Raw genomic sequence first — 22650 nt, forward strand, 5'->3', positions numbered from 1 at the left:
AAAATTACTAAAAAATGATATGAATTTTAGCTATAAAAAAAGAAAGAGCGTAAATAATTAGTATTTACGCTCTTTTTATGAAATTCATAAATATGTGCTACATATTTTTAAGTTCTGCTACTAATTTGGTCAATGCATCTTTGGCATCACCAAATAACATGTTTGTTTTTTGGTTAAAGAATAATTCATTTTCTATTCCCGCATAACCAACATTCATACTTCGTTTATTTACAATAATATGTTTTGCATTTTCTACATCTAAAATAGGCATACCATAAATTGGACTAGAAGGATCATTATGTGCAGCTGGATTTACAACATCATTAGCACCAACAACTAAAACAACATCAGTATTTGGAAATTGAGGGTTGATATCATCCATTTCAACTAGCTTATCGTAATCAACATTACTTTCAGCCAATAAAACATTCATATGTCCTGGCATACGACCAGCCACTGGGTGAATTGCATATTTTACACTAACACCTTTTTTGGTTAATAATTCTTCTAATTCGTGAATTACATGCTGTGCTTGCGCTACAGCTAAACCATATCCAGGAACAATAACTACATTAGTTGAATAATTTAATAATACAGCAGCATCACTTGCTGTTGTTTTTTTAATTGTTCCTCCAGATTTTCCTGTACTTGTACCAACAGCCTCAGCACCACCAAATGCTCCAAAAATAACACTTGCCAATGAACGATTCATAGCTTTACACATTGCAAAAGTTAAAATTAAACCAGCAGATCCTACTAAAATACCACCAACTAGCATTACCATATTTCCATATAAAATACCTGTAATTGCTGCGGCTATACCTGTTAATGAGTTTAATAATGAAATAACCACAGGCATGTCTGCACCTCCAATTGGAGCTACAAATAAATAACCGTAAACTAAAGAAGCAACTAATAGTACATAAATTAAAAGTGAGCTATCTGAGCCTATTAAAACAATATAAACAGCGAATGCTAACAATATTAAAAACAAGATGTTATTGATAAGATTGTATTTTGGCAATCTAAGATCTTTCATTGATCCATTTAATTTTGCCCAAGCAACTAAACTTCCTGTAAAAGTGATACTACCAATAATTATTGCTGAAATAATTGTTGAGATAATTGCTGCAGAAGCCTTATCTGCTTCAGCTACACCAATATTTTTATTAAATTCAACTAAACCAATAAGTAGTGCACTTGCCCCTCCAAAACCATTAAATAATGATACTAGTTCAGGCATTTTAGTCATTTCCACTTTCATGGCAATAACCCAACCTATAATTCCACCAACAACAATTGCACCGATAATAAGTCCGTAAATTATAGGTGAAATTTCATTTTCAGTAAGAACAATAGTTCCTACAATTGCAAGTCCCATTCCAAGCGCTGAAATTAAATTTCCTTTTTTTGCTGTTGCAGGGTGACCTAAATTTTTTAAACCAACAATAAAAGTTACTGTGGCTATTAAATATATGATACTTAAATAAATACTCATTATTTTTTCTTTTTAAACATTTGTAACATTCTGTCGGTAACGGCAAATCCACCAACAACATTTATAATTCCTAATACAACCGCAACAAAACCTAAGCCAAGAGCTAAGTAATTTTCAGGATCTGATTGTAACATTACTATAATTGCACCTACAATTACAACACCACTCAATGCATTTGCACCAGACATTAAAGGCGTATGTAAAACTGTTGGAACGTTTTTAATAAGCTCAACACCAATAAATATTGCTAAGATTAGAATATAAATTAGTTCGAGGTTTTGACTTATAAATTCTATAAATTGATTCATATATTAAGTATTTAATTTTTTCTAATTTTTCCTTCTTGTACAATTAAAGTACCATCAGTAATTTCTTCCTCTAAGTCCCATTTAAATTCATTGTTTTCAGTAAGATGTACAATGAAATTCAACATGTTTTTGGCGTATAAATCACTTGCATTGGTTGAAACACTTTCAGGAGAAATAGTTGTACCAATAATTTTCACACCATTATGTATTACTGTTTCATTCATTTTGCTAAGTTCACAGTTTCCTCCTTGTGCAGCAGCTAAATCAATAATTACAGCACCATTTTTCATGTTGCTTACCTGTTCTGCAGTAATAAGTACAGGTGATTTTCTTCCAGGAACCATTGCAGTTGTTATAACTAAATCGGCTTTAAACAATGATTCGTTTACCGCTTCTTTTTGTCTGCGAGCATAATCTTCAGAAGCTTCTTTAGCATAACCTCCTTCTGATTCTTCACCCTTATTGTCAACACTAATAAATTTAGCCCCCAATGATTCGGCTTGCTCTTTAGTTTCTGTTCTAATATCGGTAGCTTCAACAACAGCTCCCAAACGTTTTGCCGTAGCAATAGCTTGTAAACCAGCAACACCAACACCATAAATTAAAACTCTTGAAGGAGTAATGGTTCCAGCAGCGGTCATCATTAATGGGAAAATTTTAGTCATTTCATAAGCTCCTCTAATAACAGCTTTGTAACCCGCTAAGTTATTTTGAGAACTTAAAACATCCATATCTTGTGCTCTAGTTATTCTAGGCATAGCATCCATAGAAAAAGCAGTAGCACCTTTTGCAGCAATTGCTTCAATTAATTCAGTGTTTGATTTATGGTATAATTGGCTCATTAATATTTGACCTTTATCTACCAGTTTTAAATCTTCTTCATCAAAAGGGTTAATTTTAATAAGAACATCAGATTCTTTAAATACAACGCCTCTTTTTTCAACACTTGCACCTATTTTAGAATATTCTGAATCTTTAAATGAAGAAGATGTTCCTGCATTTTCTTCAACAATTAATTCAAATCCTTTTTCTACAAGTTGTTTGGCAATATTTGGCGAAATCGATACTCGTTTTTCACCTTTTTTTGTTTCTTTTAATACGCCTATTTTCATAATAAGTTAATTATTTAGCTAAAATTTATAAATTAGAGTTGTTTTTTGTTGAAAAGTTAAGAGAGATTTTTTAAGTTTTTGTGTACCATTTTTTTGATTTATAGCGCTTTAAAAATGAACTTTTCATCATGTGTTTAGGTTTAGACGCCAAAGATAAAGTTAATTGTTTTATATACTATAAAAGTTGATAAAAATCACATTTTATTAAATATTATAAAAAGTGGAGTTTTTTATATGAATTAACTAATTATAGTCACTTTTTTTTGTAAAAACTGGGTTTTTTGTAAATTTATATATAGATGAATTTAACGCGTATTTTATGTAATATATTTGTAAACTCGAAAATAGTATTGTAAAATTGAGTTTATGAAAATTACATTTTTAGGAACAGGAACATCTCAGGGTATTCCCATGATTGGAAGTACACATCCTGTATGTTTGTCAAAAGATAAACGTGATAAACGTTTACGCGTATCTATTTTAATTGAATGGGAAGAATTTACGTATGTAATTGATTGTGGTCCTGATTTTAGATATCAAATGTTACGAGCAAATGTGCAAAAATTAAATGGTATTTTATTTACGCATGAACATTCAGACCATGTAGCGGGATTAGATGATATACGTCCGTTTAGCTTTCAATTAGGAGCAGTACCAATTTTTGCGCAAAAAAGAGTGTTGCAAAATTTAAAATATAGGTTCGATTATATTTTTAACAATGTCAACAAATATCCTGGAGCACCAAGTGTTGAACAGCATGAAATTGAAGAGGAGGATTTTATGTTACATAATTTAAACGTAACACCTATTAAAGTAATGCATGGTACATTGCAAATTTTAGGATATAAATTTAATAATGTAGCTTATTTAACTGATGTTAAGACAATTAGCAGTGAAGAAAAAGAAAAGCTGCAAAATTTAGATATTATAATAATTAATGCCATTCGTTTTAAAGCACACCATTCTCATTTAAATTTAGAAGAAGCCCTGGTATTGATAAATGAATTGAAACCTAAAAAAACATATTTAACACATATAAGTCATCATTTAGGTTTTCACGCTGAAGTTGAAAAAAGTTTACCTGAAAATGTGTTTGTAGCTTATGATGAATTGGTTTTAGAAGTTTAAATACACTAGTTATCTAAATGATATATTTGCTTAATTTCTTCTAAAATTTCACCAAAGTTTATTTTTAAATCCACTAGTTTTCCATTGTGAATATCAAAAACCCATCCGTGTACTTTAAAATCTCGGTTATTGATAGCTAATTGAACATCAGATGTTTTTAAAACATTTATACATTGCTCACGTACATTTAATTCAACCAAACGTTTGTACTTTTCTTCTTGGCAAGTTATAGCATTAAGTTCTTCACTATGCATTCTATAAACATCTCTAATGTTACGTAACCAAGGATTTAAAATACCTAAATCGTTCGATTCCATAGCTGCTTTTACGCCACCACATTCATAATGTCCGCAAACAATAACGTGTTTTACTTTTAATTCAGAAACAGCATATTTAATAATCGACATAGCACTAACATCAAGACTAGAAACCATATTTGCAATATTTCTCATTACAAAAACATCACCAGGTTGTGCTCCCATTAATTCTTCAGAAGAAACACGGCTGTCTGAACAACCAATGTATAAAATTTCGGGTTTATGATCTTCAGATAATTCTGTGAAATAATTTGGGTTTTCATTTAATTTATGAACAACCCATTGCTTATTATTTTTAAATATTTGATTAATATTCATACTTATTTATTATTGTCCTATATGAATGCAATACTATAAAATTAATATCAGAGTTTAATTTTTTCAAACAACTTATTTTATAAAAATCCTATAGTGAGTTTTTTATATTTTAGTATATTTAGTTATAAGATAGTATATTCGTAAATAAAAAAAGTTTAAGCTATATTTTAATTATTTTTTTAAAAATATTTACTTATGATAATTAGTTTTAAGAGATTTCAAATGTGTTTTTTGTTGTGCATTTTTTTACATATTAATTTAGGAATTGCGCAAAGTAAAATAGAAGGAGTTGAAGAGCAAACTAAAGAAAAGGCTACTGTAGAAAACGTACCTAAAATTTCTGAAATAATTCCTTTGGAGAGCGAATTAGAAAATCAATTTTTAGAAATTAAAAACAGTGTAGGAGAATTAGTTGATGTTGAATATATTAATAAAGAATACAAAAAGGTTGAGAATTATTTAAAAAATTTTAATACACAATTTAACGAGCTTAAGAAAGAAGAAAGTGTAGGGTCAAACGAGTTAAAATACCTAAAAGATGAATTAATTCAGGAGAAACAAATTTTTAATGATATTAATAGACCTTTAACAGATGCCATACAAGAACTTGAAAAATCACGATTAATTTGGATTGCTGAAAAACAGAAATGGGGAAGTTGGAAAGCTTTTTTATTAAAAGAAGATATGCCTAGTCAGGCCAAAATAAGTTTTAATAATGCTGAAAAAACTATAGAAAATGCTTTAACATTAATTTCATCACAATTAAACACACTGTTAAAACTTCAAGGAGATGGTTATAAAAATCAATCAGTAATAAACGATTACACTTCTAAAATTTCAAAATTGCACCAAAAGAAAATAGTGAATTCATTCGAAAAAGCATCTATTCCAATGTATTCAATAAGTTTTTTTGAACAATTTACAACTAAAATGATTGCTAGTATAGGTAGAGGTTTTAAAACAATTGTACTACCAAATTCAGGATTTTTTCAAAAATATTGGTGGTCAATTGTAATGCAATTATTAATTACATTTTCTGTAATATTTTTAATTAGAAGAAATAGAAAATATTTAGCAAATCATAAAGACTATAAAATTTTAGCCAACAGAGCTATATCTTCAGGGGTTTTCTTTGGAGTAATTTTTGTATTTATGATATATTTAGATGATAACAGTTTACAAAGTTGGAATTTATTTTTGGCAACAATTGGAGGCGTTTCTTTTGGAAGGCTCTATACTAATTTTGAAGGACAAGTATGGAAAAAACACTTTTTATATGCCATAGTATCATTACTTATAATAACAGGATTGTTTGATTTAATTAGTTTACCAATTCCAATATTTAGAGTATTTATATTGCTTTTATCAACTGTTGGAATTTATAAAATTTATACTTGGAAAAAAATAAATAAAGCTACTGATAAAAGCGTAAAATATGACCGATTCTTTAATATTGCAGCCATTTATTTAATTATTGTATTGTTTTCCGAAATTATAGGTAAGGAGGTTTTAGCAATTTTTATGTATGAATCTCTATTAAAAACAATAATTGTTGTTATTTTTATGATTGTATTTTTGAAAATGATTCATGCTGGAATTGAGCTTGGCTTTAGTAGATTATCAAAAAAAGTTTTAAGTGGTTCACCTAAACTTATTTCAAATACTGTGAAAAGATTTTCAACCATTATAAATGTATTGATAATTATATTTGCGTTTTTGCCTAGATTGTTAGTTATATGGGGAGTTTATGAATCTATTCCAAATGCAGTAGATTCTATTGTAAAGTCAGGTTTTAATTTAGGACAAGTTAATATAAGTATTGGCCTTTTAATAACTTCAATAAGTGTATTGTATGGTTCTTATGTTTTATCTACGATTATTGAAATGTTTTTAATGAGTGACACATTTGAAAAGGATAAACTAGATCAAGGAACAAGATTATCAATAGCACAACTAATTAGATACTTCTTATTGTTTTTTGGATTTTTATTAGCCATTGCAACACTAGGTTTTAATTTAACTAATTTTACAATTGTATTAAGTGCATTGGGTGTTGGTATTGGTTTTGGGCTACAAGGTATTGTAAATAACTTTGTTAGTGGATTAATTTTACTTTTTGAAAGGCCTGTAAGGGAAGGTGATACTATTGAAATGCAAGGTGAATGGTCTGAAATTAAAAAAATTGGCTTGCGTGCAACTCGTGTAATGACATTTGATCAGTCAGATGTTATTATTCCGAATCAAGATTTAGTGTATAATCAAGTTACAAACTGGACATTAAGCAATAGAAAAAGAAGACTTAAAATTGCTGTTGGTGTAGCTTATGGGTCAAATGTTGAGCTGGTAATGAATTTGTTAGTTGCTGTTGCAAAAGCCAACAATAATTTATTGAAAAGTTATGACCCAATAGTATTGTTTAGAAACTTTGGAGATAGCACGTTAAATTTTGAATTAAGAGTATTGGCAAAAGATGCTTTAAATTCTATTCAAGTTGAAAGTGATTTATTAGCTGAAATAGATAAGGTTTTTCGAGAAAATAATGTTGAAATCGCCTTTCCTCAGCTTGATTTACACTTACGAAGTGTAGATAAATCAATTGCAATTAACAAGTGAAATAGTTAAATAATAAAAAAATATAATATGGAAAATCAAGAATCAAATTTAGGAACAGCATTAGTTAAATTCATACAATTTAAAGGCATTATTTTAATATTAACAGGGCTTGTATTGTTGATTTTTCCAACTGCAACTTTAACAACTTTAATTTTTATTTTAGGGATTTATTGGCTTATAGATGGGATTTCAACCATCATAGCTTCCTTCCAAAGGAGACAAACACAAAGCTCTTGGGGCTGGAGTTTGTTTACGGGCATTATTGGAACTTTAGCAGCTTTAGTGGTGCTTTCAAAACCAATGTTAAGTGCAGTATTAACAACATCATTCTTAATGTGGTTTTTAGGAATTTCAGCTACTATATATGGTATTAGTGGTTTAATATCGGGTTTTCAATTGCCAAAAAGTACTAGCCGAACTTCAATGATTTGGGGGGGTGTTTTTTCGATAATATTTGGTGTTATCTTAATTTCTTCGCCATATCTATCAGTTTTAACAATCATGTTTGTAATTGGTACAATAGCAATAATTGGAGGAATTGCTATTTTATACGTAGGTTCAAAAATGAAAGATAAATTAAATAATCCTTATTAAATATTCATTAAAAGTATCTACAACATAAGATACAATTCCGTATATTTAAACCTTAAAACTAGAGATAATTCTGTTTAATTATTCTCTAGTTTTATTTGTATTTAAATTATTGATTTTTAGTAAAATAGAAGAATGTTGATTCAAAAAATTAAATGTATTATTTATTGTTTATTTGTGTTGTTTTTATCACAATCATGCGATACCAAAGAAAAGAAAGAATATACGGATGTTCATGAAGGTGTAAAAGGTGATTTTTCAGAAGCTTCTTTTGTTGGTTCTGAAAGTTGCAAATCTTGTCACGAAACAGAGTATGCGCTTTGGGAAAAATCACATCACGATTTGGCAATGAAATTGGCAGATTCTGTTTCTGTTTTAGGAAATTTTAATAACTCAGAATTTATTCACAAAGGAGTTTCTCATAAATTTTTTATTAAGGACGGAGATTATTATATGAATACTGCCGATAAAAATGGGGAGTATCAAGATTATAAAATTATATATACGTTCGGATTTTTTCCATTACAACAATATGTTGTTGAGTTTCCAAATGGTGAATATCAATGTTCAATTGCAGCATGGGATTCTCAAGATAATAAGTGGTTTCATTTGCAGCCAAATTATGATTTAGCACATGATGAATGGTTAAATTGGACAGGTAGAGCAATGAGTTGGAATACCATGTGTGTTGATTGCCATTCAACAAATCTTAAAAAAAATTACGACCATACAACAGATACATTTAATACAACATTTAGTGAAATTAATGTAAGTTGTGAAGCTTGCCATGGTCCTATGAGCGATCATAATGCTTTTTATGAAGAGCATAAAGATAATTATGATGGGTTAACACCGCCAGAAATGTACATGCCAGCTGGTTTACCATCAAAAGAACTGGTAGATAAATGTGCTCGCTGCCACTCAAGAAGATCACAAACAACCAATTATTTTGATTATAAAGGCGAATTTTCTGATCATTACAGAGTAAGTTTACCTGAAGACCCTCTGTATTATGTAGATGGTCAAATTTTGGATGAAGATTATGTATATGGTTCTTTTGTACAAAGTAAAATGTACCAGAATGGAGTTTCTTGTAGAGATTGCCACGATATGCATTCATTAAAATTAAAAAAACAAGGAAATGATTTATGTATGACTTGCCACGTTCCAAGTTACAATACTGAAGAGCATCATTTTCATGAAGTAGGTACCGATGGTGCAAGTTGTATAAATTGTCATATGCCAGGTAGAATTTATATGGGGAACGATTTTAGAAGAGATCATAGCTTTAGAATTCCAAGACCTGATCAATCTGTAAAATATGATGTGCCTAATGCTTGTAATACCTGTCATACCGATAAAAGTAAAGAGTGGGCAAGCGATTTTGTAATTGAAAAATACGGACCTGAAAGAGCTGATCATTTTTCAGATCATATGTTGCAAGGTTTTTTTGAAGATCACAATCAATTTAAAGTAGCACTTGAAAATCAAGCATATCCAGAAATTATTAGAGCTTCGGCATTAAATCAATATTCAAATGGACCATTAACAGCACAAGAATTAGATGCGCTAAGTATTTATTTAAATGATCCTTCTGTATTGATAAGAAACCAAGCGGTTATGGCATTCGAAAAAACAAGTAATTCTAATATAAAAAACAAAATAGCCCCTTTATTAAAAGATTCGGTAAGATTGGTTCGAATTTCTGCAGCAAGCTATTTTAATAAAAGTTTTGTTGATGAAACAAACGTTCCAAATTTTAAATCGGCAAATAAAGAATATTTAAACTATATGGATATAAATGCGGATTTTGCTTCAGGGCAACATTCAAGAGGTATTTATTTTCAGGAAAAAGGAAATATTGAAGCTGCTATTGATGCTTATAAAAAAGCCATTAAAATTGACAATAGGTTTAATAGATCTAGAATTAACTTGGCGTTAATTTATTATCAGCAAGGCTTAACAAAAGAAAGTGAAGCGTTATACTTAAAAGTAATTGAGCAAGAACCCGAATTTAGTTACACCTTTTATATGTTAGGTTTATTGTATAACGAATTGGGTGATACTAATAAATCAATGGAATATTTAAAGTTGGCTTGCGAAAAGGTTCCTTTTAATGCCAATGCATTTTACAATTATATTGTGATGCTTCAACAAAAAGGAGATAATATTGAAGCTATTAAAATAGCTGATAAGGGATTAAAATTGAGTCCTAATAATGAACGTATTTTATATGTAAAACTGGTTGGATTGTTAAATACAAATAACATACAAGAAGCTTACATAATTTGTTCTCAATTAATTCAAATAAACCCTAATAATGAAAATTATAAGCAAATAATGAATTCTATTACACAAGGAAGAACTCCTAATTAAAACGAGAGTTTACTATTGATATTAAGTGTAAAATTTAAAAAACGGTGTTAATTATTTTAACACCGTTTTGCGTCCTATTGTTTTTGTAATAATATCATTCTCAATATTCCAACCTCTGGCCGGAGAATATTCTCTACCGTAATAAATAATTTGTAAGTGTAATTTATTCCATAATTCTTCAGGGAAAAGTCGTTTTGCGTCTTTTTCGGTTTGAACAACATTTTTTCCGTTGGTTAAATTCCATCGATACATTAAACGGTGAATATGTGTATCCACTGGAAAAGCAGGAACTCCAAAAGCCTGACTCATAACAACACTAGCAGTTTTATGACCAACAGCAGGTAATTCTTCTAAAGCAGCAAAATCTTGAGGTACTTTACCATGGTGTTTGTCAATTAAAATATGTGAAAGACCATATATTCCCTTTGATTTCATTGGAGATAATCCTACAGGTCTTATAATTGCTTTAATTTCTCCAACCGATAATTTTACCATATCATACGGATTGTCAGCTTTAGCAAATAGGAGAGGAGTTATCGTATTTACACGAGCATCTGTGCTTTGAGCAGAAAGTAAAACAGCAATTAATAAAGTATAAGGATCTTTATGATCTAAGGGTATTGGCGTTTCAGGATATAATTGTTCAAGCGTATCAATTACAAATTGAACTTTTTCTTTTTTGGTCATTTTATGTATATTTACAAAAAGCTAAAATACAAATTATGACAACATTAAAAGTAGGAGATAAAGCACCAAATTTTGAAGCATTAGATCAACAAGGAAATACAATTAAATTAGCCGATTATATAGGTAAAAAACTAGTATTATTTTTCTATCCAAAAGCAAGCACACCAGGTTGTACAGCTGAGGCTTGTAATTTACGCGACAATTATCATACTTTTTTAGCAAAAGGATATGAAGTTTTAGGAGTAAGTGCTGATTCAGCCAAACGTCAACAAAATTTTATAACTAAAAACGAATTACCTTTTCCTTTGTTAGCTGATGAAGATAAAACGGTAATAAATGCCTATGGAGTTTGGGGACCAAAGAAATTTATGGGTAAAGAATATGAGGGAATTCATAGGGCAACTTTTATTATTGATGAAAAAGGTGTTTTAGAAGAAGTAATAACAAAAGTAAAAACCAAAGTACATACTGAGCAGATTTTAGGAGAATAGTAAATAGTGCTACATAAAAATTAAAAAAAGAGATTTGATGCTTATCAAATCTCTTTTTTTGTTTAACAACTACATGAATATGTAGTTCAATAGCTTTTTTCTTTTAGATACATTAGTGAAAAATAGTTACGAATGTAGATTAGCTCTCATACCAGTAAAGTATTTAATATGATTGTAAAGCTTTTTTCATTTTTAATTATAAAACTAATCACTAACTAAAACCTATTGAAAAATGAAAGAAAAAGTAATGATTCTGTTTATGATTTTCACAATCATTGGAACAGCTCAAAAGAAAAAAAATGGAACAATTTATATTGAACATCCGGCAATAAAAGTTGTTGAAGAAATGGAAAAGGCTTTTGCAGCAGGAAATAAAGATAAGGTGGCTTCGTATGTTTCTGAAGATTTTAAATCTTACAATGGCTCTGATACCAATAAAGATGCAAAAGGAAAAACAAAAGAAAATTTATTAAATAATGTCACCTTTTGGAAAGAAAATATTAGTTATTTAAAAATTGAGCGTTCAGCAGGTGCATATCCTGATGCATTGGAGTATAAAGATACTACGAATGACGATGTAGTTTGGGTGCAAACTTGGACTCACTTAACAGGTGTTCACAATAAAACAGGGGTAAAATTAGATATGCCTTTTCATAGGTTATATGTTGTAAATAAAGACAATAAGATTCAAACAATGATTAATTATTTTGATGAATCTGTTTATGATGAAATTGGCGCTAGCTTTACTGAACGAAAAAATGGAACAATCTATAATCATCATGAAAATATAAATAAAGTTAGAAGAATGATTCATGCTTTTGAAAACGATGATTTGGAAATTGCTTATAAATTTTATGATGAAAAATGTAAATTTAAAAACATTCATATGCCTTTAAATGAAACCTACACATTAGAAGAATCTATAGAAGGAGATTTAAAATTTAAAGAAAAATTTGAAATAAATAGTATTGATATTCAAGGGTATCCAGATTATTTAAATTACGGAATTAGAGATTCTAAAGTAGTGCAATCCTGGTGGATTGTTAGGCTCACAAGAAAATCTGATCAGAAAAAAATTAATGTTCCAATTATGTTTCTTCATGATTTTAATGATGATGGTATGATTACCATGGAGAGTGCTTATTATAGTGCAAAACTATTAGAAGATTAATGTTTGAGTTAATTAGAAAAATAGAGGGGCTAATTGTTCTCTCTATTTTTTTTATTATATAATAAGATATAATTTTAAAATGAATGAGGCAATATTAAAAGTTATAAAATCCATCATTCTGAATAACTTATCCAATGTTATAAAATAAAATTTAACATAGAACCGTTTCAAAATAAAACAGAAAAATAGATAGTATAAATCATAAAAAAAGCTCAAACTTTTAAAAGTTTGAGCTTTTTAGGTATTAACTAAAAACTGTAATTTATTCTTTACCAATAATGCTAGGTGCAATGTTATTATAGTTTCTTATGGCTTGTGCAAGTTTTAATTTCTTCTGCTGTTTCAAATAGTTTAAACTAGCCACAGTTGTTTCAACTTCTAGGTAAGAAATAATTATTTCTTTCTTTAAATTTTCATTTTCTATTGAAGTCGTTTTATTTTCAGTAGTATTATTTTGCGAAGGAGGAGGAGGTAACAAATAATTGTCACTGCAAACGGAAGCTACTAAATTTGTTGTTCCCAAAACGAAGGCTATTGCCAAAATGGTTGTTTTTTTCATAATAATAGTAATTTTAATTAGTAGAAATATATTGGGGTAACAACGTCTAAATTCTTTTAAAATCTTAAACCAAGAACCTAGTTTAAGATTTTTTGGTATTAATCATTATTTTTTAGTAATGCGCAATGGCAGTATAAATTCTCTGTTTGGTTCTCCAGGAGTAGCGATCATTTTATGATTTATATGATCTCTTATATATTGTATTACATCAGGATTTGTAGAGTCAACTTTTAGCACAATAATATCACCTTCAGAACTAAAAGTAAATACAACGTTTACAACAAATTCTTCAGCTATTTTAAATTCTGGATCAGAAAGTAGATCTACTACTTGATTTCTAATATCTTTTACGGGAATATCTGGAACAATTTCTGCGGCAAATAAACTTGATGTTGAAATAATTAATGCGATTGCGATGACTTTTAAATTTTTCATAATAAATAGATTTAAATTATACTTTTCCTTTTTTAATTAGATTTTGCAATTTTACTATAGCTATATAAGTTGGTTTTCTAATTAATGTAAATGTAGTTACAGAATTGAGTGATTGCAACTACATTATTATGTAGTATTTGTTTAAAATGAGTAGGTTAGCTTATTTTTTTTAAAAGAAATTGTAAAAAAAACTTATCTTACATTGATAAATAATTGAATTTATAGTTTAAAAAATATTGAATGTTTATTAAAAAAATTGATTACTTATTATATGTATTATTTTTTATAAGTGTTTTTAGTTTAAAAGCACAGGAAAATAGTGTGGTTGAAAATGCAACAAGAAACACAAGTTTTGATTTAGGTATTACCAAGGTTAGCTGGTACAATTCAAAGAAAGATTCAACGTATAATTTGACGATAAAAAATAAGAATCTAAATAGCATTGAATTGCCTTATAACAATGCTTTTGTAGGTTTTGAATTTTCATTGCCTAATCATTTTAAACTAGAAAAAAATTCATTTACATATAAATTTAAAGGACTTCATAATGATTGGAGAGTTTTAAGTGAAACAAAGATATTAACATTTACCAATTTACCACCAGGTAACTATACGTTAGAAGTGCAGGCCACAAACAATAAAGGGGAAGTAAATGAAAATCGAATTTCAATACCAATAATAGTTCATCAAATATATTATAAGCAATGGTGGTTTATATGTATATTGATGTTTTTAGTACTGTTGTTAGCTGTTTTGATCAGAAAATATGAAATTTATCATATTAAAAAACTAGAAAAATTAAGATTAAGAATAGCTAGAGATTTACATGATGAATTAGGAAGTGTACTTACAGGAATTGCGATTCGTTCAGAATTAATTAATGAAAATATTGATGAACATAAAAGGAAGGAATTTTTAAATGATATGATGATTCAGAGTAGGGGAGCAGTTGATACTTTAAGCGATTTGGTTTGGGCTATTGATGCGCGAAATAACAGCCTTCAAAATTTAACGGATAGAATGCATAATGTTTTGTATCAGCTGCTAAGTCCTCAAAACATTAAATTTACGTTTAAATGCTTTGATTCCAATAAAATGGAGTTAAACCAAGAGCATAGACAACATATTTTTTTAATTTATAAAGAAGCCATCACAAATATTATAAAACATTCAAATGCAACACTTGTAAATATTTCAATAACCAAACAGAAATACAATTTAAAATTAACAGTTAAAGATAATGGTACCAAATTTATTGAAGATATTAATAATTTAAATGGTAATGGCCTTCAAAATATGAAAGCTAGAACTGAAAAGATAAAAGGTGAAATTAAATTTACACATGATAATGGTTTTAAGGTTGAACTATTATTTGATTACTTGTATTAATAAATCCACATGAACATGTAGTTTTTAAAAAAGGCATTTAGTTTAATTTTGTTAAATTGCTAAAAAAGAAAAGAAAATGAAGAAGACAAATATTGCTGTTGTTGAAGACAATAAGGTTATAAGAGAGGGAATAGAAATGTATTTTACAAACGATCCCGAATTTACATGTGATATTACTGCGGATTCGGTGGAGTCTTTTTTAAAAAATGTGAGTCATTATCCAGATATTGAAGTGTTATTGTTAGATATAAATCTACCTGGTATGTCTGGAATTGAGGGGATTCATCATATCAAACATCAATATCCAAAACTTTCTATAATAATGCTCACAATTTACAAAGACGAGAAACATGTTTTTGATGCCCTAAAGGCAGGTTCAGATGGGTATTTGTTAAAAAACACACCGTTAAAATCTATAAAAAAAGGCATTCAACAAATTATGGTTGAAGGGGCTCCAATATCACCAGTTATTGCTAAAAAAGTAATCAGCTATTTTAATCCACAAAAACAACGGAAAAAAAATGGTTTTGAAGAACTGTCAAACCGTGAAATTGAAGTTCTACAAGCATTGTCAGAAGGATTACCATTTAAAAATATTGCAGACAAACTTTTTATAAGTATAGATACGGTAAGATATCATACCAAGAATATTTATAAAAAATTACACGTAAACAGTAAGCTTGGAGCAGTAAATAAATATTTAAATCGAATATATTAAAATTTCATTTGCATTTTTACATTAAAAACGCGTGGCGTCATATAATTTGGGATGGCATAATATTGTTTGGAATAAGCATCTCTAACCCAGGTATTTGTAATGGAGTTTTGTACATCAAATAAATTATAAATTTCAGCACCTATAGATAATTCTTTAAAGTTTTTAAGCCAACCACTATTTTTTTGATTTTTGGCATCTGTAAAAACATACGAAACACCAATGTCAGCTCTTTTATAATCGTTTAGCCTATTTTGATAGTCGTACGGATTTGTATATGATGGAGCTCCACCAGGAACACCTGTATTATAAACTAAATTTAAATACATGCGCACATTTGGAATGTTAGGCATATAATCTTGAAAAAGCATCCCAAATTTAAATCGTTGATCTGTAGGTCTTGCAATATAACCTTGGTTGTTATAGTTTTCCTCCGTTTTCAAAAAACCAATACTTATCCAACTTTCTGTACCGGGAACAAATTCACCATTTAAACGCAAGTCTAATCCTGTAGCATAGGCTGTTGCATTGTTGTTTGCGATGTACCTAATTCTTACATTATCTACCGTATAAATATTTACATCACTTAAACTTTTATAATAAAGCTCTGTAACCAACTTAAATGGACGACTCCATAAATTAAAACTGTAATCATTTCCTAAAACGACTTGCAATGATTTTTGTGCATCAACCGTTGGAACAACATTTCCTTCAAAATTCCTTAACTCCTTATAAAAAGGAGGTTGGTGGTACATTCCTCCTGAAATTCTAAAAAGCATATCTTTTTCCCAATCGGGTTTAATGGCAAATTGACCTCTTAAACTATAGGTAATTTGATTTGCAGTAGTAATATCTTCGCCATTTACATTCCAATTATGAGAACGCAATCCAACATTGTACCATATTTTATGATTGTTGATGAAAGCATTTTTACTATATTGTGCAAACCATACCAAGCGATCAATTTTTACGTTATTTTGAGCTTGCACATTTTGATAAGGTTCGATAGGACTTGTGTAGGGCTCGTAAGGTTGGTTGTTTGAACTATGATGCGGCGGACGCACACTAAACCCAACAGAATCTATAACTTCCCATTCTTTAATACGATCTCTTATATCTTCATTTTTATATTTTATTCCAAAATCTATCTGGTGGTTGTTTTTTTTGTAAGTCCCTTTAAATTCAACAGCACTTATTAGCGCATCTAAATCATTTCTACCGTGATTTAACTGTGAACCAATTCCTTCAGAAAAAGCAACTTCACCAAAATTATCCGAGCCAAAATCGGCATTTACTTCACCTAAATTATAAGTAGCAAAAATATCATAATGTTCCTGTTCTACAGTGTGGTAAACTGAAGTGGTTAAACCTAATTTTAAATGTTTGTTCACACTATAAGTACCATTTACTGCACCAAACAATGTTTGAAAAGCATCTTTTTCTTGTCCTTCATAAAAAACAATCAATTCTAAAGGATCGCTAATAGTTCCAAATTTTGTGCTCCTAGATTTTGGAGTGTAATTATAATTGTTCAAAGAATAAACACCTAAAAAGTCTATTTTAAACTTTTCATTAATTAAATACGAAAGAAATAATTGTACATCTGTAAAGTTAGGTTCAGCATTGGTTTCAATGTCTTTACTATTTATGAGTAAGCTGTTATTTCTATAGCGAGCTCCCAATAAAACACTTAATTTTTTATCAAATAGTGTGCCTTCAACAGTTGCACTTGCACCTAACAAACTAGCACTAATATTTGCTGCAAACTCATCAGGAGTTCTATAGGTAATATCTAGTACGGATGAAAGTTTATCACCATATTTGGCTTGAAAACCCCCTGCGGAAAAGTTGACGTTTTGAGCTAAATTTTCGTTTACAAAGCTTAACCCTTCCTGTTGACCAGTTCTAACTAAAAACGGACGGTACACTTCAATGCCATTTATATAAACAAGGTTTTCATCAAAATTTCCACCACGAACATTGTATTGTGTACTGAGTTCATTATTGTTGTTAACACCTGCAAGCGTTAGTAAAATATTTTCAACACCTTCTTTTGCTCCTGGTATTTTAGTAGCTTTTAATGGATCAACGTTTATAATTCCCTGTGCTTCTCTTTTAGAATTTTCAATTACAACTTCGTTCATTTCTTCTACTTTTGAAGTGAGAGTAGGTGAAAAACGAAATGTTTTATTTTTCGGAATCTTCACCTTTTTTTGAAATGTTTTGTAAGATACATGTGTGAAAATTACAGTAATTTCAATATCGGCAGCAACAGTTAATGTATATTCTCCTTTATTATTTGTAACTGTACCATATTTTGAAGAGGTTACAGCAACACCTTCAATAGGTTCTTTAAATTCATTTTTAAGTACCCCTTTAATAATTGCATTTTGTGCAGTTAATAAGGTAGTAAATAGCAAAAGCGCTGAGAGTATATAGTTTTTCAAGGGTAATTATTTATTTTTTTCTAAAAAAAGTTGCTTTTAATTCAGATGTGTTTCCAACGTTGTCTGTCACTACAACTTTTAGTTCGTGTTTGGCTTCAGTAAAAGTTTTATCACTAAAATTATAGGTTAATAAACCATTTTTAACATTATATTCCATTAAAATCCATTCACCATCAATTTCACCTCTGTATGATTTTATACCAGATTCGTTGTCTGAAATTTTAACTTGTAAGGTTTTAAAATGGGTAAGCCATTGTTCATTTTTAATATTATGTAATTTAATGGAAGGTTGAACAGTGTCTTTTTTAAGTGTGTATTTACCTAAATTTTTTGTAGTTGTATAAAATGTGCTTTCTTTTTTAACCGTGGTTTGGTATGAGGTTTTTCCATTTTGGTCTACACTAGTAATATATAATTGTTTTTTATCTGCTTCAGAATACTTTGATACGTCAAAAGTTAAGGTGTATTTTTTGTCTAATGGAATTGTAGGAGTGTGAATTTTTGCAACAGTTTCTATCACATCAAAATCTAAATAAAAATCGTTGTAAAAGGTGTTTTTAGGAAAAGCTACTGTTACATTTTCTTTATTAAATTTATTGAATTCAGATTTATTAATTTTATAAGGAGTTTTTTTTATGGGTTTTGAAACCACGCTACTCTCTTTTTTTCCAACTATAGGAATTGTGATTTTTTGTTCATTCCCTTTAAAATCTTTCGCCACAATGGTAGCCGTATAGCTCAATCCATCTTCAACTGAAATATATCCTTTATTTAAGGAAGTATTGTACATGTTTAATTTATTTGATGGCTCTGTAAAGGTTTTTTGAACACGTTGATTTAGTTTTTCTAAACGTTCATAATCAACTAATAAATTAATGTATTTTGTTTCATAAAACGAAAAAGAAGTTGCTCTAAATTCATGTATCGTTTTACCATTAACAGCTAAAGATAAACTATAAAGACCATTTTTATTGTATGCACCATCTAATTGGTCATAAACATTTACACCAAAACCAATTTCACCAAAAGCTTTAATTGTTGAAGCTAAATAATCGCCATTTTCTAATTTTCGATATGAAAGTTGAACAGGAGCATTTACTTTATTTATGTGTGTATTTTCAGTTAAAGAATAACCCATTAAACTATTTATTCTAGGTTTTTTAGAATCCTTTACTTTAATCCCAAAATAAAACGGATTGATAGGTTTTTCGGTTTTAGTATCTCTTATTTCAAAATGTAAATGCGGACCAACAAAACCACCAGTACTTCCGCTAAAAGCTAAAATTTCATCTTTTGTAACAGGTAACTCTCCTGCTTTAGGAAATAAATGAATTTCATAAGACTCTTTTTTATATTGTTGCTTTTTTACGTAAGCTTCTATTTGATTATTAAATTTTTGAAGATGTGCATAAACCGATGTATAGCCATTAGGATGTGTTACATACAAAACTTTGCCATAACCCCAAAGAGAAACTTTAATTCTAGAAACATAACCGCCAGCAGCTGCTATCACATTTAGACCTTCTTTTTGTTCAGTTTTAATATCAATACCTGCATGAAAATGATTGGTTCTTAATTCACCAAACGTTCCTGATAATACCAAAGGAATATTTAAAGGATTGCTGAAATAATTTGTTGGGTAGGTTGAAATATCACCTTGTCCAAAGACAAAAAAAGTAGTTAAAATTAAAATTAAAGTAGCGAGTCTTTTCACAAAAATTGTTTTAGGCTAAAATAGTAAATTATATTTTTTACAACGTTTAAACTTAAAGCTTTTATATATAGACAACTAACATTTTTATAAAATGATAGAAAACAGTTGTAATATTGGTAGACTAATACTAACTTTGTATTTATAGTTTATATTCTTAAGGGATTTATGAGTCATATTACAGAAGTTGTAAATTTAGTTGAAAACAAACTCAAAATACTTTTAGAAAATTATAATTTTTTAAAAGAAGAAAATGAATTTTTGTTAGACAAATTAGCTTCTTTAGAACATAAAATAACTCAAGAAAAGCAATTAAATAATGAACTTGAAAATAAATATCAAGTACTTAAAATTGCAAAAACTATAGAAGGCAGTAAAGAAGATAGAAGAGAAACAAAACTCAAAATAAATGCTTTAATTCGTGAAATTGATACATGTATTACTCAATTAAGCGAATAAGTTCTTTAAAATGGCAGAATCTTTAAAAATAAAAGTAACAATTGCTGGACGCGTATATCCTATTAAAGTAAATAGTATAAATGAAGAAGAAGGAATGCGTAAAGCAGCAAAAAATATTAATGATTTAGTTACTAAATTCGAAAAGAATTATGCAGTTAGTGATAAACAAGATGTTTTGGCCATGTGTGCTTTGCAATTTGCATCATTAATTGAAATTAATGCTATTAATAAAGATCAAGATATTTCTGAAGCAACCAAAAAAATGAATAAATTATGTGCTATAATTGATGAGCACATAAACAAATAAGTTCTTTAAAATAATATTAATTAATAATACTGCCTACATTAGTTATTGTTTGTTAAACTCAACACTATATCTTTATAAAGGATGAGTCTTAATTGTAAAAGCAAGCCGTCTTTGAACGGATCCTTGATCAATTAGTTAATCCTAAACTTGTTTATAAGGAGTTTACATAAAACCTTTCTAATGTAGGTTTTTTTATATCTAAATTTGAAATATGGTAGAATATATAATGCCAGTAATTGCTGGTATCGCAATAGGATTAATAATAGGGTTAATTATTGCAAAAGTTGTTGAAAAAAATAAGGCAACTAAAATTATAAGAAATACAAGGAAAGAAGCAACCACAATACTTAGAGAAGCAACAGTAGAAGCTGAAGCTTTAAAAAAAGACAAAATTTTACAAGCAAAAGAACGATTTATTGAATTAAAATCGGAACACGAAAAAGTAATTATTTCAAGAGATAAAAAAATTGCTGACGCAGAGAAACGTATTCGCGATAAAGAATCTCAGGTTTCACAAGAACTGGATAAGAATAAGAAATTGAATAATGAATTAGTTGCGAAGATTAGTGAAAATGACAAAAAGCTAGATTATTTAGAGCGAAGAACTGACGAAGTTGACAAATTGCATAGAAAACAAGTTGAAAACTTGGAAGTGATTTCTGGTTTATCTGCAGAAGATGCTAAAACAGAATTGGTAAAATCTTTAAAAGATGAAGCTAAATCTGATGCAATGGCAGTTATTCAAGATACGATTGAAGAAGCAAAATTAACAGCACAACAAGAAGCACGTAAAGTTATTTTAAATACCATTCAACGTGTAGGAGTAGAGCAAACAGTTGAAAACTGTGTGTCTGTCTTTAACATTGAATCTGATGATGTTAAAGGCCGAATTATTGGTCGTGAAGGTCGTAACATTCGCGCTTTAGAATCTGCAACCGGTGTTGAAATAATTGTTGATGATACTCCTGAAGCCATTATTTTATCTTGCTTTGATCCTGTTCGTAGAGAAATTGCACGTTTATCATTACATAAATTAGTAACAGATGGACGTATACACCCAGCTCGTATTGAAGAGGTTGTTAAAAAAACTGAAAAGCAATTACAACAAGAAATTATTGAAGTTGGTAAGCGTACAGTGATTGATTTAGGAATTCATGGTTTACACCCTGAGTTAATTAAAACAATTGGACGAATGAAATATCGTTCTTCTTATGGACAAAATTTATTACAACATTCACGTGAAGTAGCAAACTTATGTGGTTTAATGGCTGCTGAACTTGGTTTAAACGCAAAACTTGCAAAAAGAGCCGGCTTATTACACGATATTGGAAAAGTGCCTGAAACAGAAAGTGAACTTCCACATGCTTTATTAGGTATGGAATGGGCTCAAAAATATAATGAAAACCCAGAAATTTGTAATGCTATTGGAGCACACCACGATGAAATTGAAATGAAAACATTAATAGCTCCAATTATACAAGTTTGTGATGCTATTTCAGGAGCAAGACCAGGTGCACGTCGCCAAGTGTTAGATTCCTATATTCAACGTTTAAAAGATTTAGAAGATATAGCTTTTGGTTTTCAAGGTGTACAAAAAGCCTATGCTATACAAGCGGGTAGAGAATTACGTGTAATTGTTGAAAGTGAAAAGGTAAACGATGCAAAAGCATCTGAATTATCTTTCAATATTTCTCAAAAAATTCAAAATGATATGACTTACCCTGGTCAAGTTAGAATTACTGTAATTCGTGAAACAAGAGCTGTTAATATTGCCAAATAATACAGAAAATTATAAACAATACGTATTTTAAAAATCTCACTTCTGTGAGATTTTTTTTATGCCAATATTGATAATCAGATAAAATAGTCCTTAAATTTTAATTCAGTTAATATTTAAACATATTATTAAATAATGTTTATTTACTTTTAAAATTGGAATTATTCTATTTTTTCTTTGATTTGTTACATAATTCTCATAAATAAATCAATTAAGTTTATATTTCTAATGAAAATTAAAC

General features: G+C 29.1%; 20 protein-coding genes and 1 other RNA gene. 12 read left to right on the plus strand and 9 right to left on the minus strand.

The genetic code is table 11. The features are described from left to right. Window positions 1–97 precede the first annotated feature (97 nt). Genes CHB67_RS01110 through CHB67_RS01120 form a run of 3 tightly spaced genes read right to left on the minus strand, consistent with a single transcriptional unit; the run spans window position 98 to window position 2918 of the window. Window positions 98–1498, minus strand: coding sequence for an NAD(P)(+) transhydrogenase (Re/Si-specific) subunit beta (locus CHB67_RS01110; protein ID WP_089379895.1), 1401 nt, complete (start codon window positions 1496–1498; stop codon window positions 98–100). Further along, a complete protein-coding gene (locus CHB67_RS01115; RefSeq protein WP_089379896.1) occupies window positions 1498–1806 on the minus strand; it encodes an NAD(P) transhydrogenase subunit alpha in 309 nt (102 codons plus the stop codon). The genes CHB67_RS01110 and CHB67_RS01115 overlap by 1 nt, the downstream gene beginning before the upstream one ends. Window positions 1807–1817: 11 nt before the next feature. Then, the gene (locus CHB67_RS01120) at window positions 1818–2918 is read right to left on the minus strand and encodes a Re/Si-specific NAD(P)(+) transhydrogenase subunit alpha (protein WP_089379897.1); all 1101 of its coding nucleotides are present in this window, start codon (window positions 2916–2918) and stop codon (window positions 1818–1820) included. Window positions 2919–3284: 366 nt separating this feature from the next. Between CHB67_RS01120 and CHB67_RS01125 the strand changes: the two genes are divergently transcribed. Then, window positions 3285–4046, plus strand: a complete 762-nt coding sequence (locus CHB67_RS01125) for an MBL fold metallo-hydrolase (RefSeq protein WP_089379898.1) — start codon at window positions 3285–3287, stop codon at window positions 4044–4046. Between the two features lie 5 nt (window positions 4047–4051). Here CHB67_RS01125 and CHB67_RS01130 read toward each other — a convergent pair whose 3' ends face one another. Then, window positions 4052–4681 carry a carbonic anhydrase gene (locus CHB67_RS01130; protein ID WP_089379899.1) on the minus strand — a complete coding sequence of 210 codons (630 nt, stop codon included), beginning with the start codon at window positions 4679–4681 and terminating at the stop codon, window positions 4052–4054. 234 nt (window positions 4682–4915) lie between these two features. Between CHB67_RS01130 and CHB67_RS17300 the strand changes: the two genes are divergently transcribed. The 3 genes from CHB67_RS17300 (at window position 4916) to CHB67_RS01145 (ending at window position 10261) form a co-directional block, all read left to right on the plus strand. Next, a complete protein-coding gene (locus CHB67_RS17300) occupies window positions 4916–7294 on the plus strand; it encodes a mechanosensitive ion channel domain-containing protein (protein ID WP_217900239.1) in 2379 nt (792 codons plus the stop codon). A 27-nt stretch (window positions 7295–7321) separates the two neighbouring features. Next, window positions 7322–7888 (plus strand): HdeD family acid-resistance protein, encoded by a 567-nt coding sequence (locus CHB67_RS01140; RefSeq protein ID WP_089379900.1) that lies wholly within the window; start codon window positions 7322–7324, stop codon window positions 7886–7888. A 132-nt stretch (window positions 7889–8020) separates the two neighbouring features. Then, window positions 8021–10261: an ammonia-forming cytochrome c nitrite reductase subunit c552 gene (locus CHB67_RS01145; RefSeq protein WP_089379901.1), complete on the plus strand. Its 2241-nt coding sequence runs from the start codon at window positions 8021–8023 to the stop codon at window positions 10259–10261. 51 nt (window positions 10262–10312) lie between these two features. Here the strand turns inward: CHB67_RS01145 and CHB67_RS01150 are convergent, their stop codons facing one another. Beyond that, window positions 10313–10948: an endonuclease III domain-containing protein gene (locus CHB67_RS01150; RefSeq protein ID WP_089379902.1), complete on the minus strand. Its 636-nt coding sequence runs from the start codon at window positions 10946–10948 to the stop codon at window positions 10313–10315. Between the two features lie 35 nt (window positions 10949–10983). Between CHB67_RS01150 and bcp the strand changes: the two genes are divergently transcribed. Together bcp and CHB67_RS01160 are read left to right on the plus strand one after the other, a co-directional pair. Then, the gene (gene bcp, locus CHB67_RS01155) at window positions 10984–11439 is read left to right on the plus strand and encodes a thioredoxin-dependent thiol peroxidase (RefSeq protein WP_089379903.1); all 456 of its coding nucleotides are present in this window, start codon (window positions 10984–10986) and stop codon (window positions 11437–11439) included. 232 nt (window positions 11440–11671) lie between these two features. Beyond that, window positions 11672–12610, plus strand: a complete 939-nt coding sequence (locus CHB67_RS01160) for a nuclear transport factor 2-like protein (RefSeq protein WP_089379904.1) — start codon at window positions 11672–11674, stop codon at window positions 12608–12610. Between the two features lie 262 nt (window positions 12611–12872). Here CHB67_RS01160 and CHB67_RS01165 read toward each other — a convergent pair whose 3' ends face one another. Beyond that, window positions 12873–13169: a hypothetical protein gene (locus tag CHB67_RS01165; RefSeq protein WP_089379905.1), complete on the minus strand. Its 297-nt coding sequence runs from the start codon at window positions 13167–13169 to the stop codon at window positions 12873–12875. 105 nt (window positions 13170–13274) lie between these two features. Next, the gene (locus CHB67_RS01170; protein ID WP_089379906.1) at window positions 13275–13604 is read right to left on the minus strand and encodes a hypothetical protein; all 330 of its coding nucleotides are present in this window, start codon (window positions 13602–13604) and stop codon (window positions 13275–13277) included. Window positions 13605–13844: 240 nt separating this feature from the next. Between CHB67_RS01170 and CHB67_RS01175 the strand changes: the two genes are divergently transcribed. Both CHB67_RS01175 and CHB67_RS01180 read left to right on the plus strand, forming a co-directional pair. Further along, complete coding sequence (locus tag CHB67_RS01175) at window positions 13845–14993, plus strand: ATP-binding protein (RefSeq protein WP_089379907.1); 1149 nt, start codon at window positions 13845–13847, stop codon at window positions 14991–14993. A 76-nt stretch (window positions 14994–15069) separates the two neighbouring features. After that, the gene (locus CHB67_RS01180; RefSeq protein WP_089379908.1) at window positions 15070–15711 is read left to right on the plus strand and encodes a response regulator transcription factor; all 642 of its coding nucleotides are present in this window, start codon (window positions 15070–15072) and stop codon (window positions 15709–15711) included. Here CHB67_RS01180 and CHB67_RS01185 read toward each other — a convergent pair. Continuing rightward, on the minus strand, window positions 15708–18155 hold the full coding sequence (locus CHB67_RS01185) for a TonB-dependent receptor (protein ID WP_089379909.1): 2448 nt from the start codon (window positions 18153–18155) through the stop codon (window positions 15708–15710). The genes CHB67_RS01180 and CHB67_RS01185 overlap by 4 nt on opposite strands. Window positions 18156–18165: 10 nt before the next feature. Then, the gene (locus CHB67_RS01190) at window positions 18166–19869 is read right to left on the minus strand and encodes a M23 family metallopeptidase (RefSeq protein WP_089379910.1); all 1704 of its coding nucleotides are present in this window, start codon (window positions 19867–19869) and stop codon (window positions 18166–18168) included. Between the two features lie 165 nt (window positions 19870–20034). On the opposite strand from CHB67_RS01190, the gene CHB67_RS01195 reads away from it, so the two are divergent. The 4 genes from CHB67_RS01195 to rny all read left to right on the plus strand — a co-directional run bounded on the left by CHB67_RS01195 (window position 20035) and on the right by rny (window position 22412). Then, the gene (locus tag CHB67_RS01195; RefSeq protein ID WP_089379911.1) at window positions 20035–20325 is read left to right on the plus strand and encodes a hypothetical protein; all 291 of its coding nucleotides are present in this window, start codon (window positions 20035–20037) and stop codon (window positions 20323–20325) included. Window positions 20326–20335: 10 nt separating this feature from the next. Beyond that, window positions 20336–20632 carry a cell division protein ZapA gene (locus CHB67_RS01200; RefSeq protein WP_089379912.1) on the plus strand — a complete coding sequence of 99 codons (297 nt, stop codon included), beginning with the start codon at window positions 20336–20338 and terminating at the stop codon, window positions 20630–20632. A gap of 56 nt (window positions 20633–20688) precedes the next feature. Further along, window positions 20689–20796, plus strand: a non-coding RNA gene (ssrS, locus tag CHB67_RS01205) — 6S RNA. Between the two features lie 47 nt (window positions 20797–20843). Beyond that, on the plus strand, window positions 20844–22412 hold the full coding sequence (gene rny / locus CHB67_RS01210) for a ribonuclease Y (protein ID WP_089379913.1): 1569 nt from the start codon (window positions 20844–20846) through the stop codon (window positions 22410–22412). Window positions 22413–22650 lie beyond the last annotated feature (238 nt).

This window comes from Lutibacter agarilyticus, from assembly GCF_900188235.1.
Taxonomy (GTDB): domain Bacteria; phylum Bacteroidota; class Bacteroidia; order Flavobacteriales; family Flavobacteriaceae; genus Lutibacter; species Lutibacter agarilyticus.

Coding starts and splice junctions, on each gene's coding strand:
- CHB67_RS01110 (WP_089379895.1), bottom strand. CDS start 1,498: ATGAGTATTTATTTAAGTATCATATATTTAATAGCCACAGTAACTTTT.
- CHB67_RS01115 (WP_089379896.1), bottom strand. CDS start 1,806: ATGAATCAATTTATAGAATTTATAAGTCAAAACCTCGAACTAATTTAT.
- CHB67_RS01120 (WP_089379897.1), bottom strand. CDS start 2,918: ATGAAAATAGGCGTATTAAAAGAAACAAAAAAAGGTGAAAAACGAGTA.
- CHB67_RS01125 (WP_089379898.1), top strand. CDS start 3,285: ATGAAAATTACATTTTTAGGAACAGGAACATCTCAGGGTATTCCCATG.
- CHB67_RS01130 (WP_089379899.1), bottom strand. CDS start 4,681: ATGAATATTAATCAAATATTTAAAAATAATAAGCAATGGGTTGTTCAT.
- CHB67_RS01140 (WP_089379900.1), top strand. CDS start 7,322: ATGGAAAATCAAGAATCAAATTTAGGAACAGCATTAGTTAAATTCATA.
- CHB67_RS01145 (WP_089379901.1), top strand. CDS start 8,021: ATGTTGATTCAAAAAATTAAATGTATTATTTATTGTTTATTTGTGTTG.
- CHB67_RS01150 (WP_089379902.1), bottom strand. CDS start 10,948: ATGACCAAAAAAGAAAAAGTTCAATTTGTAATTGATACGCTTGAACAA.
- bcp (WP_089379903.1), top strand. CDS start 10,984: ATGACAACATTAAAAGTAGGAGATAAAGCACCAAATTTTGAAGCATTA.
- CHB67_RS01160 (WP_089379904.1), top strand. CDS start 11,672: ATGAAAGAAAAAGTAATGATTCTGTTTATGATTTTCACAATCATTGGA.
- CHB67_RS01165 (WP_089379905.1), bottom strand. CDS start 13,169: ATGAAAAAAACAACCATTTTGGCAATAGCCTTCGTTTTGGGAACAACA.
- CHB67_RS01170 (WP_089379906.1), bottom strand. CDS start 13,604: ATGAAAAATTTAAAAGTCATCGCAATCGCATTAATTATTTCAACATCA.
- CHB67_RS01175 (WP_089379907.1), top strand. CDS start 13,845: ATGTTTATTAAAAAAATTGATTACTTATTATATGTATTATTTTTTATA.
- CHB67_RS01180 (WP_089379908.1), top strand. CDS start 15,070: ATGAAGAAGACAAATATTGCTGTTGTTGAAGACAATAAGGTTATAAGA.
- CHB67_RS01195 (WP_089379911.1), top strand. CDS start 20,035: ATGAGTCATATTACAGAAGTTGTAAATTTAGTTGAAAACAAACTCAAA.
- CHB67_RS01200 (WP_089379912.1), top strand. CDS start 20,336: ATGGCAGAATCTTTAAAAATAAAAGTAACAATTGCTGGACGCGTATAT.
- rny (WP_089379913.1), top strand. CDS start 20,844: ATGGTAGAATATATAATGCCAGTAATTGCTGGTATCGCAATAGGATTA.